Origin of the sequence: Bacillus clarus, assembly GCF_000746925.1 — a bacterium.
GTDB classification, from domain to species: domain Bacteria; phylum Bacillota; class Bacilli; order Bacillales; family Bacillaceae_G; genus Bacillus_A; species Bacillus_A clarus.
In genome coordinates, this window is record NZ_JMQC01000008.1 from 2196801 (window position 1) to 2213001 (window position 16201).

The 16201-nt window shown below is 37.1% G+C and carries 17 protein-coding genes; 5 read left to right on the forward strand and 12 right to left on the reverse strand.

The window, feature by feature from the left end:
- Positions 1-125: 125 nt before the first annotated feature.
- Positions 126-1796 carry an arginine--tRNA ligase gene (gene argS, locus DJ93_RS12195; RefSeq protein WP_042981094.1) on the reverse strand — a complete coding sequence of 557 codons (1671 nt, stop codon included), beginning with the start codon at positions 1794-1796 and terminating at the stop codon, positions 126-128.
- On the reverse strand, positions 1796-2233 hold the full coding sequence (locus tag DJ93_RS12200) for a YwiB family protein (protein ID WP_042981095.1): 438 nt from the start codon (positions 2231-2233) through the stop codon (positions 1796-1798). The genes argS and DJ93_RS12200 overlap by 1 nt, the downstream gene beginning before the upstream one ends.
- Before the next feature lie 203 nt (positions 2234-2436).
- On the opposite strand from DJ93_RS12200, the gene DJ93_RS12205 reads away from it, so the two are divergent.
- Positions 2437-3423, forward strand: a complete 987-nt coding sequence (locus tag DJ93_RS12205) for a S66 family peptidase (RefSeq protein ID WP_042981097.1) — start codon at positions 2437-2439, stop codon at positions 3421-3423.
- Between the two features lie 25 nt (positions 3424-3448).
- Here the strand turns inward: DJ93_RS12205 and DJ93_RS12210 are convergent, their stop codons facing one another.
- Positions 3449-3811 carry a YxeA family protein gene (locus DJ93_RS12210; RefSeq protein WP_042981099.1) on the reverse strand — a complete coding sequence of 121 codons (363 nt, stop codon included), beginning with the start codon at positions 3809-3811 and terminating at the stop codon, positions 3449-3451.
- 235 nt (positions 3812-4046) lie between these two features.
- On the opposite strand from DJ93_RS12210, the gene DJ93_RS12215 reads away from it, so the two are divergent.
- Positions 4047-5084, forward strand: coding sequence for a PTS sugar transporter subunit IIC (locus DJ93_RS12215; protein ID WP_042981100.1), 1038 nt, complete (start codon positions 4047-4049; stop codon positions 5082-5084).
- 211 nt (positions 5085-5295) lie between these two features.
- Here DJ93_RS12215 and DJ93_RS34400 read toward each other — a convergent pair whose 3' ends face one another.
- The 5 genes from DJ93_RS34400 to DJ93_RS12240 all read right to left on the reverse strand — a co-directional run bounded on the left by DJ93_RS34400 (position 5296) and on the right by DJ93_RS12240 (position 9093).
- On the reverse strand, positions 5296-5424 hold the full coding sequence (locus DJ93_RS34400; protein ID WP_042981101.1) for a hypothetical protein: 129 nt from the start codon (positions 5422-5424) through the stop codon (positions 5296-5298).
- Complete coding sequence (speB, locus tag DJ93_RS12225; protein ID WP_042981102.1) at positions 5412-6284, reverse strand: agmatinase; 873 nt, start codon at positions 6282-6284, stop codon at positions 5412-5414. The genes DJ93_RS34400 and speB overlap by 13 nt, the downstream gene beginning before the upstream one ends.
- A gap of 219 nt (positions 6285-6503) precedes the next feature.
- Positions 6504-7331: a polyamine aminopropyltransferase gene (gene speE, locus DJ93_RS12230; RefSeq protein WP_000424696.1), complete on the reverse strand. Its 828-nt coding sequence runs from the start codon at positions 7329-7331 to the stop codon at positions 6504-6506.
- Positions 7332-7516: 185 nt separating this feature from the next.
- Positions 7517-8680, reverse strand: coding sequence for an MFS transporter (locus tag DJ93_RS12235; RefSeq protein ID WP_042981104.1), 1164 nt, complete (start codon positions 8678-8680; stop codon positions 7517-7519).
- A 5-nt stretch (positions 8681-8685) separates the two neighbouring features.
- A complete protein-coding gene (locus tag DJ93_RS12240; RefSeq protein WP_042981106.1) occupies positions 8686-9093 on the reverse strand; it encodes a MerR family transcriptional regulator in 408 nt (135 codons plus the stop codon).
- Between the two features lie 152 nt (positions 9094-9245).
- Between DJ93_RS12240 and DJ93_RS12245 the strand changes: the two genes are divergently transcribed.
- Both DJ93_RS12245 and DJ93_RS12250 read left to right on the forward strand, forming a co-directional pair.
- Complete coding sequence (locus tag DJ93_RS12245; RefSeq protein WP_042981107.1) at positions 9246-9971, forward strand: glycerophosphodiester phosphodiesterase; 726 nt, start codon at positions 9246-9248, stop codon at positions 9969-9971.
- Between the two features lie 133 nt (positions 9972-10104).
- Entirely contained in the window at positions 10105-12156 is a 2052-nt protein-coding gene (locus tag DJ93_RS12250; protein WP_042981108.1) for a transglycosylase domain-containing protein, read from the forward strand.
- Positions 12157-12190: 34 nt separating this feature from the next.
- On the opposite strand, the gene DJ93_RS12255 is transcribed toward DJ93_RS12250, so the two are convergent.
- Together DJ93_RS12255 and DJ93_RS12260 are read right to left on the reverse strand one after the other, a co-directional pair.
- Positions 12191-12700 carry a YwhD family protein gene (locus DJ93_RS12255; protein WP_042981109.1) on the reverse strand — a complete coding sequence of 170 codons (510 nt, stop codon included), beginning with the start codon at positions 12698-12700 and terminating at the stop codon, positions 12191-12193.
- A 26-nt stretch (positions 12701-12726) separates the two neighbouring features.
- The gene (locus DJ93_RS12260; RefSeq protein ID WP_042981111.1) at positions 12727-13401 is read right to left on the reverse strand and encodes a site-2 protease family protein; all 675 of its coding nucleotides are present in this window, start codon (positions 13399-13401) and stop codon (positions 12727-12729) included.
- A 112-nt stretch (positions 13402-13513) separates the two neighbouring features.
- Between DJ93_RS12260 and DJ93_RS12265 the strand changes: the two genes are divergently transcribed.
- Positions 13514-13699, forward strand: coding sequence for a 2-hydroxymuconate tautomerase (locus DJ93_RS12265; protein ID WP_001147171.1), 186 nt, complete (start codon positions 13514-13516; stop codon positions 13697-13699).
- Between the two features lie 41 nt (positions 13700-13740).
- Here DJ93_RS12265 and DJ93_RS12270 read toward each other — a convergent pair whose 3' ends face one another.
- Both DJ93_RS12270 and DJ93_RS12275 read right to left on the reverse strand, forming a co-directional pair.
- Positions 13741-15045: an HD domain-containing protein gene (locus DJ93_RS12270; RefSeq protein ID WP_042981112.1), complete on the reverse strand. Its 1305-nt coding sequence runs from the start codon at positions 15043-15045 to the stop codon at positions 13741-13743.
- Positions 15046-15185: 140 nt separating this feature from the next.
- On the reverse strand, positions 15186-16127 hold the full coding sequence (locus tag DJ93_RS12275) for an ABC transporter substrate-binding protein (protein WP_042981114.1): 942 nt from the start codon (positions 16125-16127) through the stop codon (positions 15186-15188).
- Positions 16128-16201: the final 74 nt, after the last annotated feature.

The window sequence follows — 16201 nt, forward strand, 5'->3', positions numbered from 1 at the left end:
TCCTCACACGACTTTTCGGTGCTCTTCTTTCTTTGACGTCTGATCAGCCTATAGACTGATCAGACGTTTTTATGTCAACTTGTATATCACTTTTAAACAAAAATAGGTATCTTTTCTTTTGTCTATTACATTTTTTCTGGTGCAGATACTCCTACGATTGCTAATGCGTTTTGAAGTGTAGTGCGTACTGCTTTCATTAATTCGTAACGAGCTTTACTTAACTCTAAGTTATCTTGGTTTAATACTTTTTCTGCATTGTAGAAACTGTGTAATGCTGCTGCTAATTCAAATGCATAGCTTGTAATGCGGTGTGGCAGACGTTTTTGTGCTGCATCCGCAACTACAGCTGGGAATTCACCAAGTTTTTTCAGTAACTCTACTTCTTTCTCAGAAGTAACAAGTTTGTAATTCACATCTCCGCCTGTAGCTAGTCCAAGTTCTTCACCTTGACGAAGGATGCTGCATACACGAGCATGAGCGTATTGTGCATAGTATACTGGGTTTTCATTAGATGTTGATACAGCTAAGTCCATATCGAAATCTAAGTGTGAATCACCGCTACGCATTGCAAAGAAGTAACGCATTGCGTCCACGCCTACTTCTTCCATAAGCTCACGAAGTGTAACTGCTTTACCTGTACGCTTACTCATCTTCATTTTTTCACCATTTTGGTACAGTTGTACCATTTGGATAATTTCTACCTCAAGCGTTTCTTTATCATAACCAAGTGCTTGGATTGCTGCTTTCATACGAGGAATATAACCGTGGTGATCAGCACCCCAAATGTTGATTAATTTATCGAAACCACGCTCTAATTTATCACGGTGATACGCGATATCCGGCGTTAAGTATGTGTAAGAACCATCATTTTTAATTAACACACGGTTTTTATCATCACCGTAAGTCATTGAGCGGAACCAAGTTGCGCCGTCTTCTTCAAAGATTTCTTCACGCTCTTTTAATACTGCAAGAGCCTCATCAATTTTCCCGTTTTTGTATAATGATGTTTCAGAGAACCATACATCAAATTTAACACGGAAACTTTCTAAGTCTCTTTGAAGTTTCGCTAACTCATATTTCAAACCGTATGCACGATAGAATTCATAGCTTTCTTCCGCATCAGCTTTCGCATAACGATCGCCGAACTCTTCAGCTAAACGTTTACCGATTCCAATGATATCTGCACCGTGGTAACCGTCTTCTGGCATTTCTTTCTCTAAACCTAACGCTTGCATGTAACGAGCTTCAACAGAAAGAGCTAAGTTATGAATTTGGTTACCAGCATCATTAATATAGTACTCACGAGATACATCGTATCCTGCTTTCGCTAATACGTTACATAAAGTGTCACCTACTGCAGCACCACGTGCATGTCCCAAGTGAAGGTCACCTGTTGGGTTCGCAGATACGAACTCAACTTGTACTTTTTCACCTTTACCAGTATTCGTTTCACCGTAAGCTTCGCCAGCTTGAACGATTGTTGGAATTAAGTCTGTTAAGTAGCTATTATCCATGTAGAAGTTAATAAAACCAGGACCAGCGATTTCAATTTTTTCAATAGAAGCTTTTGCTTTATCGAAGTTTGCAACTAATTCTTCTGCAATCATACGAGGTGCTTTTTTTGCAACGCGTGCAAGTTGCATTGCCATATTTGTAGAGAAATCACCATTTGTTTTATCTTTTGGAGATTCTAATATAACGTTTGGAATCTGTTCTTCTGTTGCTAATTCAGCCTTTAATACAGCGGCTTGAATTTCTTCTTTAATCAATCCTTTTACTTGTTCTAAAGAATTCATTATTTTGCCTCCTTCAAATTAATTGTAATTGTATATCTACCAGCCTCTTGTTCACTTAGAAGCAATGCGTACGTTAAGAAGAGTTGTCCTTTTTTCTTTTCATCCGACCATTTAAAAAGAACGTTATCAGTTTTCGTTTGCAGTGCAAACGTACCAAGTTCACTCGTGTACGTACCAGTTGTCCATTCACCTTTCACATGCGTCTGACGCATAGAAATAGCACCTGAACGCATAATGAGAACTTGTTCATCTTGAATTTTAATAATTGTTTTCACTTCGCCTTGTTCGTTCGGCTCTTGGAATGTTACGTATGTACCTTGACCTTTTACATAGTATTGACCATTTACTTCAAAAGCAACGGTTTCCTTCCGCGCCCCTTCACGGATTTCTGTTACGAAATGAACGTGTACTGGCAAGCCTGCAAGTTGTTTTTTCACGTCTTGCACACCTTTCAAATGTTATAGATATTAAATAATGCTTATAATAAATCACTTTTCCTATCATATCAAAAAAAGCCTATGTCTGTCTGCTGAAAAATCAGGAAAACTCCTTTTCCAAAAACAATTCATTCGTATTTACGTCCTATGATAAAATATCTTTAAAATCAAAATATTCAATCGTTTGAAAGGGAGGAAATAAAATGCTACCACAAAAATTAAAACAAGGTGATGAAATAAGGGTTATTTCACCATCTTGTAGTTTAAGTATTGTTTCAAATGAAAATAGAAACCTTGCTATAACAAGGTTAACCGATATGGGATTTCATGTTTCGTTCTCAAAAAATGCCGAAGAAATAGACCGCTTCGCTTCATCTTCTATTTCTTCAAGGGTTCAAGATATTCATGACGCTTTCTCTGACCATAATGTAAAAGCAATCTTAACGACACTTGGAGGATACAACTCTAATGGTTTATTAAATCATCTCGATTACGATTTAATTCGTGACAACCCTAAAATTATTTGCGGCTATTCTGATATTACGGCTTTAAGTAATGCCATTTATGCAAAAACAAGTTTGATTACATATTCAGGTCCCCAATTTTCTTCATTTGGAATGGAGAAAGGACTCGACTATACTACCGAATACTTTTTAAAATGCATGATTTCCGATGAACCTATTGAAGTACTACCAGCAGAAACGTGGAGCGATGATTCTTGGTATATCGATCAAGAAAAACGAGAGTTTATTAAAAATGAAGGATATGTTTCTATACATGAAGGAGAAGCTATCGGCGACATAATTGGGGGAAATATGAGTACTTTTAATTTATTACAAGGTACTCCATACATGACAAACTTACAAGATAAGATTTTATTTCTTGAGGAGGACAGCTTAACAGGTACAGCTACAATTAAAACTTTTGATCGTTATTTACACTCCCTCATACAACAACCCAATTTCGAATATATAAAAGGTATTGTAATTGGAAGAATGCAAAAGGGATCCGAATCCACTATAGAAGATATTCAAGAAATAATTGCTTCAAAGTTAGAGCTTAAACATATACCTATAATTGCAAACGCCAATTTCGGGCATACAACTCCTATCTTTACTTTCCCAATTGGTGGCCGCGCAAAAATTGTTTCTAATAAAACAAACGTATCCATTACAATTTTAACGCACTAAAAAAGGAGCGAATGATTCGCTCCTTTTATGCTTTTTCTATTTTTTGCAATGCTTTTTCTGGGATTGATTCTTTCGGAACTTCAGCCCAGCCCTTTCCTTGCATACCTTTTGCATAAATCTTTATAAACGCACCTGCATGTAATTCACGATTTACCATTTTTTTAATGACTTGCTGCTTCCCATCTTCTGTATATCCTTTAAATGTATACAAATATTCATCATCTTTTTTCTCGCCTTTATCTATAATTGCATAATAGTCTTGTATTTCTTTATTTGAAAAGAAGTTATCCACAAAAGCCCCGACACCTTCCGTTTTTGATTGTAAATAATATGCCGTGCCACCTAAAATGATGGCGAAAACAGTCAAAACTTTCATTACTAATTTCATATATGCGCCTCCTGTTTGCACTTCTTCCTAATCCGTCACATGCTTATACCTGTATTATACGGAAAAGAGCATACTATACTCTATCGAAATGTCTTACACTTTCCTTACATTATTGTAATGGTCTCTTCCTTTGTAGCATTTTCCCAATAAAAATTTTTTCCGTTTAACCAACTTTTATATTATTATTGAATGATACAAATTTTTATAACAAAAATGAAAAGGAGACAGTTTTCAAATGGCTATTTTGCAAGGTTTAGCACTATTACTCGTTGTACTTTTTCTTTTCACACTTTTTAGTTACCGTGCTCCTTACGGAATGAAAGCAATGGGTGCTTTAGCTAATGCAGCAATTGCAAGTTTTCTTATTGAAGCCTTTCATCGTTATATCGGTGGCGAAATGTTTCATAACGATTTTTTACAAGCAGTAGGAGAAGCTTCTGGTAGTATGAGCGGTGTCGCGGCTGCTATTTTAGTGGCATTAGCAATTGGTGTATCGCCCGTATATGCTGTTTTAATCGGTATCGCTACTAGTGGATTCGGTATTTTACCAGGCTTTTTCGCTGGATACGTTTGCGCCTTCGTCGTAAAATTCCTCGAAAAGAAATTACCAGCTGGTGTAGAATTTTTAGCAATCTTATTCGTTGCAGCACCACTTTCACGTGGAATGGCTATGCTTATGGATCCCCTTGTTAATGTAACACTCGGAAAAATCGGTTCTATTATTTCAATTGCAACTACAGAAAGCCCTGTAATTATGGGAATTATGCTTGGTGGACTTATCACTGTTATTTCAACATCACCGTTAAGCTCTATGGCACTAACTGCAATGCTTGGATTAACAGGTTTACCAATGGCAATCGGCAGCCTTGCTGTAGCAGCCTCTGCCCCAATGAACTTTATCTTCTTTAAACGCTTAAAGATTTGTTCGAAGAAAGATACGATTGCTGTAGCAATTGAACCTTTAACACAAGCTGATGTTGTCGCAGCAAATCCAATTCCAATTTACGCGACAAACTTTGTCGGTGGCGCACTTGCTGGTATTATTACGTCGCTATTCCAGCTTGTAAACAATGCACCTGGTACAGCATCACCAATTCCAGGACTTCTTGTTCTGTTCGGATTTAATGATGTAATGAAAGTTACTATCGCCGCTATATTATGCGGAATCGTTACCACTATTATCGGATATATTGGATCAATTGTGTTCCGCAAATATCCAATTCGTTCTGCTGATGAAATTCGTGGCATTACTTCGGAAGAAAAAGTTGCATAAGGAAAAGGAGATAATCTCATCAATTGAGATTATCTCCTTTTTATGTCGAAACACCGATACATTGGTGCTCCGTCGGCTTCACTTTTACTTTATCCAGCTATGGCAGCTAGAATCTCCGGCCATTTCACACTCTCGGCCGAAGCCAAAAACGCTTCTCGGTCGAGTGCTCCAATGTCCTGTGATTCTGAGCGAGCTGCCTCCGCTTTTATTTCTATCCAGCTACAGCGGCTAGAATGCTCGGTGGCTTCGCTTCTTCCTTCGAGGCAAAAAACGCCTCTACGTCTGAAGCTCCATCCCTCTCACACTCTAAACGAGCCGCTTCCGCTTTTATTTCACCCAACCGAGCAGCATTTCCCGCACGAATTTGCTTGCTGCGATTGGCGTTTGATCACTATGGTCATAGACTGGAGCTACTTCTACTAAGTCTGCTCCGACTACTTTTATATTTGAATTTGCGATTGCTACGATGGAATCTAATAATTCTTTAGATGTGATACCTCCAGCTTCTAACGTTCCTGTTCCAGGAGCGTGAGCTGGGTCTAATACGTCGATGTCAATTGTGACATAAACTGGGCGTCCTGCAAGTTTCGGTAATACTTCTTTTAACGGCTCTAATACGTCAAATTTATATAAGTTCATACCTACTTCTTTTGCCCATTCAAATTCTTCCTTCATTCCAGAACGAATTCCGAAAGAATATACGTTTTCCGGACCAATTAAATCACACACTTTACGAATTGGCGTAGAGTGAGATAAAGGCTCTCCTTCATATGACTCACGTAAGTCAGTATGAGCATCCATATGGATGATTGCTAAATCCGGATATTTTTTTGCCATTGCCTTAAAAATTGGCCAAGACACTAGGTGCTCACCGCCGAGACCTAGTGGAAACTTACCGGCATCTAATAGTTTTGCTACATATTCTTCAATCATGTCTATGCTGCGCTGTGGATTTCCGAATGGTAATGGAATATCACCCGCATCAAAATATTTTACTTCCTCTAGTTCACGATCTAAATATGGACTGTATTCCTCTAGTCCAATTGATACTTCACGAATACGTGCAGGGCCAAAGCGAGAACCTGGACGGTAACTTACTGTCCAATCCATTGGCATCCCATAAATAACTGCCTCTGACTCTTCAAAACTTGGATGACTTTTAATAAATACTTTACCTGAATAAGCTTCATCAAAACGCATATTCTTTTCCTCCTTATGTGGAACTTAAGGTATCCCAACCTTTCATTATTTCTCAAATTTGGAGCATGCAGCTCCTCTTTCTCGATTTACCGGGGTCTTCTTTTTAACAATAAGAAGATTATTTCATTTGCAGAAGTGTAAGTAGCTAGCATGTTCAAGTCTTCTGGACAAACACCTTAAATGAGCTACTTACACTTTATTTGTTCAAACTCGGTTTTCTTACTTAATTAAATCGCCAACAAATTTCGGTAATGCGAATGCTGCATTGTGTAATTCTTTTGTGTAGTACTTCGTTTCGATTTCATGGAAACGCTCTTCACTTACTTCTAGTGGATCATGTTTTTTAGATCCAATTGTGAATGTCCAAAGTCCACTTGGGTACGTTGGAATGTTTGCTGTGTATAAACGAGTAATTGGGAAGATCTCTTTTACATCTTTAAACACAGTTGTAATTAATTCTGGTGTAAACCAAGGGTTGTCCGTTTGTGCAACGAAAATACCATCTTCTTTTAACGCTTTTGAGATTCCAGCGTAGAATCCTTTTGTAAATAAGTTTACTGCTGGTCCTACTGGCTCAGTAGAATCTACCATAATTACGTCATATTCATTTTCGCTCTCTGCAATGTGTAGGAAACCATCTCCTACTTTTACTTCTACGCGCTCATTATCTAATGCACCTGCAATTGATGGTAAGTACTGTTTAGAGTACTCAATTACTTTCCCATCGATTTCAACAAGAGTTGCTTTCTTCACGCTTGGGTGTTTTAAAACTTCACGAATAACACCGCCATCGCCGCCACCAACAACTAATACGTTCTCAGGGTTCGGATGTGTAAATAAAGGTACGTGTGCTACCATTTCATGATAAACGAACTCGTCCTTTTCTGTCGTCATAACCATGCCATCTAAAATAAGCATGTTTCCAAACTCTTCCGTTTCAACCATATCAAGCTTTTGAAATTCTGTTTGCTCCGTATGTAATGTGCGGTTAATACGCGCCGTAATTCCAAAATGTTTTGTTTGTTTTTCAGTGAACCATAGTTCCATCGTACAATCACGCCTTTCAATGCAAATTTTAATAGGGACATCATTAATGTCCCCTAACAAAAATAAAACAAAACATCCAAAAAGTATAGTTAAAAGTACAAAAATACCGAAAATATATTTTAGTCAGAGCGTTCTAACATATATGTGAGAAGGGCTTGCACTATAATAGGAAAGAAAACCCTTTCTTAAGAAAGGGCCTTTGTCTCTACTTTTGTCGGTTTATTAACAGGAATTAAAATCATAACACATCCAACTAATACAACAATTCCACCAACTAAAAACGGACTTTGTGGTGAAACTGCATGACCGATAATTCCTGATAAAATTGGAGCGATTGCGCCTCCTAGCCAACGCACGAAGTTATAAACACCTGATGTAACAGATCTTTCATAAGGTGAAATATCCATTACATAACTTGTATATAATGCGTTATTTAATCCTGATGTTAATCCTGATAGGACAATTAACGCGATTTGTAACCACATAATTTTCACGAAGAATAGTGCAATTAATAAAATCGCAAATATAAGTAAGCTACCTTTTAACAATGTTTTCGGTTCATATTTACCTTCTAATTTATGTGCTAATATCGCTGAGCCATAAGCTAACGCTAATCCCCATCCACAAAATACGAATCCTAATTGAATGGCAGATAAATGCATAATAAGTGGTGAATATGCTAACACAACGAAAAATCCGTAGTAATATAACATCCCTGACAGTGCGCCTTGCATAAACGGTTTATACTTCACTAGGTTAAGTAATTCCCCTACGCCAGCCGCTTTACGCTTCACTTTTCGCTCCGGTTCTTTTACAAAAAAGAAAACTAAAATAAATGCTAAGAAAATTAAAAGACTTGTCGCGAAAAATGGATAACGCCAAGAGTGTCCACCTAATATCCCGCCTAATAACGGACCACCTGCCATTCCTAAACCAATTGCTGCCTCATACAATCCTACTGCTTCATGAACTTCTTTACTTAATGCAATTAGTAATGTCATCGCTGTCGCAAAGAACATCGCATTTCCTAATCCCCATCCTGCACGGAAAAGAGATAATTGTGCAATCGTTTGTGATGTACCACATATAAATGCAAATACAGTCACAATCGCAAGACCGATTGTCATCATTCGTTTATCACCAAATCTTGATGCAAATATACCGGCTGGTAACATCATAATAGCCATCGTTAAAATATAGGCTGTAAATAACATCTCTACTTGCCAATGCGTTGCACCGATTTTCTCAGCAATAATCGGCAAAATCGGATCGACTACCCCTATACCTGAAAAGGCAAGGAAGGTAGCCAATACTGTAATCAATCTCCCTAGTTTTTGTTTGCTCTCCATTTCGATTACTCTCCCTTTGTATTCTCTAAAAATGTAACCGCTCGATTTAAACTATCCTCTAGCTCCGCCTTCACGCGCTGCATTTGCTGCATTTTTTCATCTAACGTTTGCACTTGTTTTTCAAGCATCTCTTTAATTTCTTGAATGACTTCACGGTCACGAGGGTTCTCACTATTTCTTCTTTTTTCCATTCTTTCTTTTAAAGATAGGAAATGCTGCATTTCTTGAAGCGTAACCCCTAGTACTTCTTTCGCTTCTACAATCCTTTTAATTCTTACGATATCCTCATCTGTATACAGACGAATGTTCCCTTCACTACGTTCTGGAGGATGAATTAAACCAATTTCCTCATAATAACGAAGTGTACGCTTTGTTAAGCCGACTTGCTTTGTTACTTCATCAATTTTATACATGTTTATTCCTCCTTTCACCGGGTTATTACATTTTACGTTAACGTTAACTTTTGTGCAACTGTTATACTTTTGTAAATGTTTGTCATATTCAATTGTATTTTTCTCAAAGCAGTTTCATAATGAAAGAAAAGAAACGATAAGGAGATTCTCAAATGAATAAACCACTTATTTTTGCCCATCGCGGGGTAAAAGGGACACATCCAGAGAATACAATGATTGCCTTCCAAGAAGTAGAACGCATTGGTGCTCACGGAATTGAACTTGATGTCCATCTATCAAAAGATGGTGAACTTGTTGTTATTCATGACGAAACAGTCGACCGCACAACAAATGGCGTGGGACTCGTTTCTGAAAAAACTGTAGAGGAATTACAGCGATTAGATGCTGGTAGCCATAAAGACCCTTCTTTTCATGAGGCGAAAATCCCAACGTTACGAGAAGTATTCATTTGGCTCTCTACAACAAATTTACAACTCAACATTGAATTAAAAACAGATGTCATTCACTATCCTAATATTGAAGAAAAAGTTGTTGCCCTTGTTCGTGAATATCATCTTTCCAATCAAATTGTATTTTCATCATTTAACCATGATTCCATTTCATTATTAGCAACAATTGCTCCAGAAATACCGAGAGCAATTTTATACGATACACCTCTTGCTGATCCTATTGCCGAAGCAAAAAAACGAGAAGCAACTGGATTACATCCTAATTTCAAGCTATTAACAAAAGAGTTTGTTCAATTAGCACAGGAAAAAGGATACGCTTTCCGCCCTTACACAATCAATGAATACAAAGATTTACAAACTATGATTGATTATGGCGTAGATGTCATCATTACAGATTGGCCAACGCGTGCCTTCGAGCTTCTTTCTTAAATGAAAGGGCTCTTTTTATTTTGGAAATTTCATTGTTTAAAATAAGCCAAAACCCTCAATACTAATAGAATGAAACTTTAATCAATTGAGGGTTATTTCCCTCAATTAGCACGATAATAAGGGGATGAAAAAGATGGATCAGACTATGAATCCAAAACTTAAAACATATAAACGTCTTTTCTTCACCGCAATGTTTTCATGTGTTCTTTTTTTCGTTTTTTCCTTTTTTATTATCATTATAGTTGCAAAAATTATGGGCCCTCCTCCCGTCGCCGTTCCGCAAACGAGTGTCTTTTATGCCAATGATGATACCGTCATGGGACAGAGTAATGAGATGCAAAAGCGCTACAATGTCTCTCTCGATCAAATTTCTCCTTATGTAAAAGACGCTACACTTTCTATTGAAGATCAAAGATTTTATAAGCATCATGGCTTTGATATGAAACGAATTGCAGGTGCAATCGTTGCAGATTTAAAGGCAATGGCAAAGGTACAAGGTGCCAGTACCATTACGCAGCAATACGCTCGTAACCTTTATTTAGATCACGATAAAACGTGGAAACGTAAATTATTGGAGGCAATGTATACTGTTCGTCTCGAAGTGAATTATAGTAAAAATCATATTTTAGAAGGCTATTTAAATACAATTTATTACGGCCATGGCGCTTACGGTATTGAAGCTGCATCCCGTATGTATTTCGATAAAACGGCGAAAGAGTTAACATTAGCAGAAGCTAGCATGCTCGCAGGTATTCCGAAAGGCCCTAGCATGTATTCTCCCTATTTAAAAGAAGCACGTGCAAAAGGGCGTCAATCTCTCATATTAGATGAGATGGTAGAGCAAGGCTATATCACAAAACAACAAGCATCTTCTGCAAAGAAAGAGAAATTAGCATTTGCTTCATTAGAAACGAAAAAAGTCACAGAGATCGCACCATATTTCCAAGATGCTGTACAAGCCTCTCTCCTTCACGATATTGGATTAGATGAACAAGCCCTACAGCGAGGAGGACTGCGCATTTACACAACGTTAGATCCAAAACTACAAGCTGTAGCAGAACAAGCTGTAAAAGACAATATTCCAGAAACAACAAGTATACAAACCGCCCTCGTCTCAATGAATCCTAAAACTGGTGAGGTAGCAGCTCTTGTAGGCGGAAAGGACTATAAAGAAAGTCAATTTAATAGGGCCATTCAAGCCGCTCGCCAACCTGGTTCTACTTTTAAACCGTTCCTATATTACGCTGCCTTAGAAAAGGGATTCACCCCAGCAACGCGCTTAAAAAGTGAGTATACAGCATTCACTTTGGGTGATGGTGTTTCTAAATATAAACCGAAAAACTATAAAGACTATTACGCAGACGATTTTGTCACGATGGCGCAAGCAATTGCTGTGTCGGATAACGTATACGCCGTGAAAACAAATTTGTTTTTAGGAGAAGATTCTCTTGCGAAAACAGCGAAGCAATTCGGAATTACTAGTTCATTAAAGGATGTCCCATCTCTTGCTCTCGGTACATCACCTGTAAGACCGGTTGAAATGGTTAATGCTTATAGCATGTTCGCAAACGGCGGGAAACAAGTAAAACCGATTTTCATCCGCCGCGTTGTTGATCATGAAGGAAACATGCTGTACGATGCACATTTGGAGAGTAAACAAGTTCTCGATAAAAATAAAGCATTTGTTATGGAAGATATGATGACTGGTATGTTTAACAAAAAATTAAGTGGTTACGCTTCTGTTACAGGACAATCACTCCTTCCAAAACTATCGCGAACATATGCAGGGAAATCTGGCTCTACAGAAACTGATAGTTGGATGATTGGATTCACTCCGCAGCTTGTAACAGGTGTTTGGGTAGGATATGATCAGCCGAAGTCCATTTCAAATCCAGCAGAACAAGGCTATGCGAAAAAAATATGGGCCGACACGATGGAAAAAGGACTAGATGGTCAACCTAAAAAAGAGTTCGAGCCACCAAATGATGTTGTAGCTGTAAATATCAATCCTGAAAACGGGAAGATTGCCACAAAAAACTGTCCGATTTCTGTCAAAATGTATTTTGCAAAAGGTACAGAACCGACCGAATATTGCATGGACCACGTTGACGAGAAAGAAGAGTTTGAAAAGGCTAGTGAAGAGAAGAAAAAGACAAGTTGGTGGAAAAGGTATCTTCCTTGGTAAAAAAAATAGCTGACGGAAATCCGTCAGCTATTTTTTATTCACCTAATAATGTATGACGCAATTCTTCACTAGATTCGTTCCAAACTGCTTCGTTATGCTCTTTTAAAAATGTACCAAGTACCTTTTTAGATGATTCATCCATATGATCAACCATGATGTGACGCTTTAATGATTTATCCATTTTATTCACATGCTCTGGAAGTAATTTATATCCACGGCGAATTTCACGGTCAACCGTCATTTCACAAGCCGTTACACCTGCATAATAAGCCCCGTTTGCTGTTCTTTCAATTGTTACCCAAACAAGCCAATATGGTTTTCCGTTTGGAACCTCATCTTTATTTGTTAAAAACTTAATCCCTTTTTCTACCGTACTACGCGCATGCATCGCGCCAATATCAACGAATGCAGTTTGCTCTAATACATCGACAAAAACAGGTGAAATATTTTCTAAACTTAGTGCTCCAACACCAAATCCACCATGTCCATCTGTTGAATCATTTTTTACGATATTAAAACCGATTTTTTTCTTTTTCTCTGTCATATGTAAATTCCTCCTCACTCAAATGCTTATATAAGCCCGAAAATAGGCGCAATGATACTTTGTAAAAATACTAATACATGCGGAATGACAACATTAAAAATAGGCTGAATTGTGTAATTGCTAAGCGGCGTAATAACAAGAATTAATAAAGCAATTGCTCCATACTTTTCATACTGTGTCATTTTTGCGCGTACATTTGCTGGTGCTAAATCTTCAATTACACGATATCCATCAAGTGGTGGAATCGGTAATAAGTTAAATACAAGTAAAACAATATTAAGCATAATAAAAATTTGGAAAAATTGACCTAATGTATCTGCTACTGCAAATGGAATCGCATCTAATACGCCAAACGTTAATAAGCTGTACCAAATAATTAAACCGATTGCACTTAAAATTAAATTACTAATCGGTCCTGCAATAGAAACCAATATTCCCGCAAGGCGAGGCTTTTTAAAGTTATATGGGTTAACAGGTACTGGTCTTGCCCAACCGAACCCAAGAATTAATACAGCAATCATCCCAATAGGATCTAAATGAGCCATTGGTGATAACGTTAAACGCCCTTGTCTTTTTGCTGTATCGTCACCAAATTTATATGCAACATATGCATGGGCAAATTCATGCACAGATAGCGCAATAATAATCGCCATTGCTACCAGTGGAATTTGATGCAACGGATATCTAAATAACTGATCCATACTTCATCTCCTCTTCATTATGTCAAAAAAAGAAAATATTTGTTTTTCCGATTGTTCTTCCTCATAATCCGTTATAATAAGATTGTAACTTACATAAAAGGAGCGATTATACATGCCATACGTAACAGTGAAAATGTTAGAAGGACGCACAGAAGAACAAAAGAAAGCTCTTGCTGAGAAAGTAACTGCAGCAGTAAGCGAAACAACTGGTGCTCCTGAAGAAAACATTGTTGTTTTCATCGAAGAAATGTCTAAAAATCATTATGCAGTTGGCGGAAAACGCTTAAGCGACAAATAATTTCAAATTTTTTTAGTAAGAAGCAGTCTAATGACTGCTTCTTATTTTTTACCTTCTAATAATTGAATAATTCTCTCTTTATATTTTCCTTTTCTTCCATCTTCATAGATTAAATCATGCGGATAAAATAGCTTTTGATCCGTTCTTTTCTTCCCTGTAATTGCCTCAACGATATCTGATTCACGTGAAAGCTCCCTGAGCTCCCCATTCGGCATAAGAAGTAAGATTGGAAGACGCTCTTCTTCTTCTCCTGCACGGTAAAAATCATATGGTAAATCTGATGTTGAATCAACAACTAAATAATACTCTGGATCAAGTCCAATCTTTTTAAATAAACTACTTAATTCCATCCAATTATCTAAACCATGCTTCTCTGTAAACTCTACATATTTAAAGAGGTTTCGATTCATAAATCGGCGACATAAATCACTTAAAATCGGATCTTCTTCTTCTTGCCATACTTGGAAGTAATAATACATTACGTTCTCGTCTAACTTTAAATAATCCTCTACTGTCACTTCTTCTTCAAATAAAGAATAGAAATGAACAGGATGATATTTAAACGTATAATACTTCTCATGCAATGATTTGGCGCGGTGTAAAATCTTTGTTAAAATGACTTCCGCACTGCGTGTTACTGGATGGAAATACACTTGCCAGTACATTTGATAACGACTCATAATATAATGCTCAACAGCATGCATACCACTATTTTTTATTACAACTTGATTTCCATATGGGCGCATAACACGCAGTATACGTTCCATATCAAAGTTCCCATATTTCACACCAGTAAAATATGCATCTCTTAATAAATAATCCATACGATCTGCATCAATTTGGCTTGATATCATACTAATTGCTAATTTATTAGTAGACGTCTTAGCGATAACATCTGCTACCTTTTGTGGGAACTCCTTGTCAACGCGGCTTAACACATCATTAATTTCCGTATCACCAACTATAATCTTTTGCGTAAATTTCTCATGGTCTAGTGAGAAAACTTTTTCAAATGAATGAGAGAACGGACCATGCCCTACATCATGCAAGAGTGCTGCACATAAACATAACAATCTATCTTCTGCGTTCCAATTCGGTCTGCCATCAAACACATCATCAATCATACGACGAATAATCTCGTATACACCTAACGAATGAGTAAAGCGACTATGCTCTGCACCGTGAAATGTAAAAAATGTCGTTCCAAGCTGCTTAATACGGCGCAAACGTTGAAATTCTTTCGTTCCGATTAAATCCCAAATTACGCGATCACGTACGTGTACATATTTATGTACTGGGTCTTTAAACACTTTTGTTTCGCTGAGTTTGTCGTTTAAATATACCATCGACATCCCCCTTTCTTTACTACATTCCTACCTTATATTATAAACGAAATAGGAAACAGAAAGAAATGAAAGACTATATTAATTCGCTTATATAAAGAAAAATCACCTTTACCGAAGCAAAAGTGATTTTTCTTTATATATTATTTTCCTAAAACGAACTCAGCAACTTCATCTAAAATCATTTCTTTACCAAGCGGGAAGTATCCTTTGTTTAAGTCTTCGTTCTTGATTGTAAATACGTGGTTATTCTTAACAGCGTTCATGTTTTTCCAAATTGTTTCTTCTTGGAATTCTTTTAAGCGCTGAGAACCATCACCAGTTGTAAATACGAATAAATAATCTGGATTGTAGTCGATTAAAGCTTCTTTTTGTACTTGTACTAACGGTTTGTCAGTTGGTGTACCTTTAACTGCTGGTAATTTCAAATCATTAAAGATTACACTACCATAACCATAGTCACCGTATACGCGGAATGCATTTGGATACGCAGCCATTTTCATGAACGTCGCATCACCAGTTTTTGCGATAATTTTATCATGTAATTTACTTGCTTTTTCATCGTATTTTGCAAACCATTCTTTTGTTTCTTTTTCTTTATCGAAGATTTTTCCTAATTCCTCGAATTTTGGACGCCATTGATCTAATGGAGTTTTTAACATAACCGTTGGTGCAATTTTAGATAATTGATCGTAAATTTTTTCTTGACGATTGTTTACAAGAATTAAATCAGGTTTTGCAGCCGCTACTGCTTCAATATTAATTTTATCGCCCCAAGCTGAGCCGACTGGTGTTACACCTTTTAATTTCTTTTCAATATGTGCATCAATTTTTTCTTGAGATGTATTAGCAGTAATAATTGGTTTCATACCGAAGATTAATAATTCTTCTGTTGAACCACTAAGATCAGCGATTTTCTTTGGATTTGCAGGGATTTTAATTTCCCCTTTTGCATGTTGTACAGTGCGCTCTTCAGTCTTCGCATCTGCTTTCTTTTCTTCCTCTTTGTTAGAAGAACAAGCTGCAAATAGTACAGAAATAACAACTAGTACCATTGCTAATAGTGTCGCTTTGAATTTCTTCATATTCCCACTCCTTCTAGATGTATTTCTCTTATAAGTCGCTATTAACTATAAGAAACAGAAAACAACAATTAATT

What these genes read in the sequence shown, in the direction of transcription:
- DJ93_RS12270 (WP_042981112.1), bottom strand. Translation starts at nt 15,045, where the DNA reads ATGGTATATTTAAACGACAAACTCAGCGAAACAAAAGTGTTTAAAGAC.
- DJ93_RS12215 (WP_042981100.1), top strand. Translation starts at nt 4,047, where the DNA reads ATGGCTATTTTGCAAGGTTTAGCACTATTACTCGTTGTACTTTTTCTT.
- DJ93_RS12250 (WP_042981108.1), top strand. Translation starts at nt 10,105, where the DNA reads ATGGATCAGACTATGAATCCAAAACTTAAAACATATAAACGTCTTTTC.
- DJ93_RS12260 (WP_042981111.1), bottom strand. Translation starts at nt 13,401, where the DNA reads ATGGATCAGTTATTTAGATATCCGTTGCATCAAATTCCACTGGTAGCA.
- DJ93_RS12245 (WP_042981107.1), top strand. Translation starts at nt 9,246, where the DNA reads ATGAATAAACCACTTATTTTTGCCCATCGCGGGGTAAAAGGGACACAT.
- DJ93_RS12205 (WP_042981097.1), top strand. Translation starts at nt 2,437, where the DNA reads ATGCTACCACAAAAATTAAAACAAGGTGATGAAATAAGGGTTATTTCA.
- DJ93_RS12255 (WP_042981109.1), bottom strand. Translation starts at nt 12,700, where the DNA reads ATGACAGAGAAAAAGAAAAAAATCGGTTTTAATATCGTAAAAAATGAT.
- DJ93_RS12235 (WP_042981104.1), bottom strand. Translation starts at nt 8,680, where the DNA reads ATGGAGAGCAAACAAAAACTAGGGAGATTGATTACAGTATTGGCTACC.
- DJ93_RS12265 (WP_001147171.1), top strand. Translation starts at nt 13,514, where the DNA reads ATGCCATACGTAACAGTGAAAATGTTAGAAGGACGCACAGAAGAACAA.
- speB (WP_042981102.1), bottom strand. Translation starts at nt 6,284, where the DNA reads ATGCGTTTTGATGAAGCTTATTCAGGTAAAGTATTTATTAAAAGTCAT.
- DJ93_RS12240 (WP_042981106.1), bottom strand. Translation starts at nt 9,093, where the DNA reads ATGTATAAAATTGATGAAGTAACAAAGCAAGTCGGCTTAACAAAGCGT.
- DJ93_RS12210 (WP_042981099.1), bottom strand. Translation starts at nt 3,811, where the DNA reads ATGAAATTAGTAATGAAAGTTTTGACTGTTTTCGCCATCATTTTAGGT.
- argS (WP_042981094.1), bottom strand. Translation starts at nt 1,796, where the DNA reads ATGAATTCTTTAGAACAAGTAAAAGGATTGATTAAAGAAGAAATTCAA.
- speE (WP_000424696.1), bottom strand. Translation starts at nt 7,331, where the DNA reads ATGGAACTATGGTTCACTGAAAAACAAACAAAACATTTTGGAATTACG.
- DJ93_RS12275 (WP_042981114.1), bottom strand. Translation starts at nt 16,127, where the DNA reads ATGAAGAAATTCAAAGCGACACTATTAGCAATGGTACTAGTTGTTATT.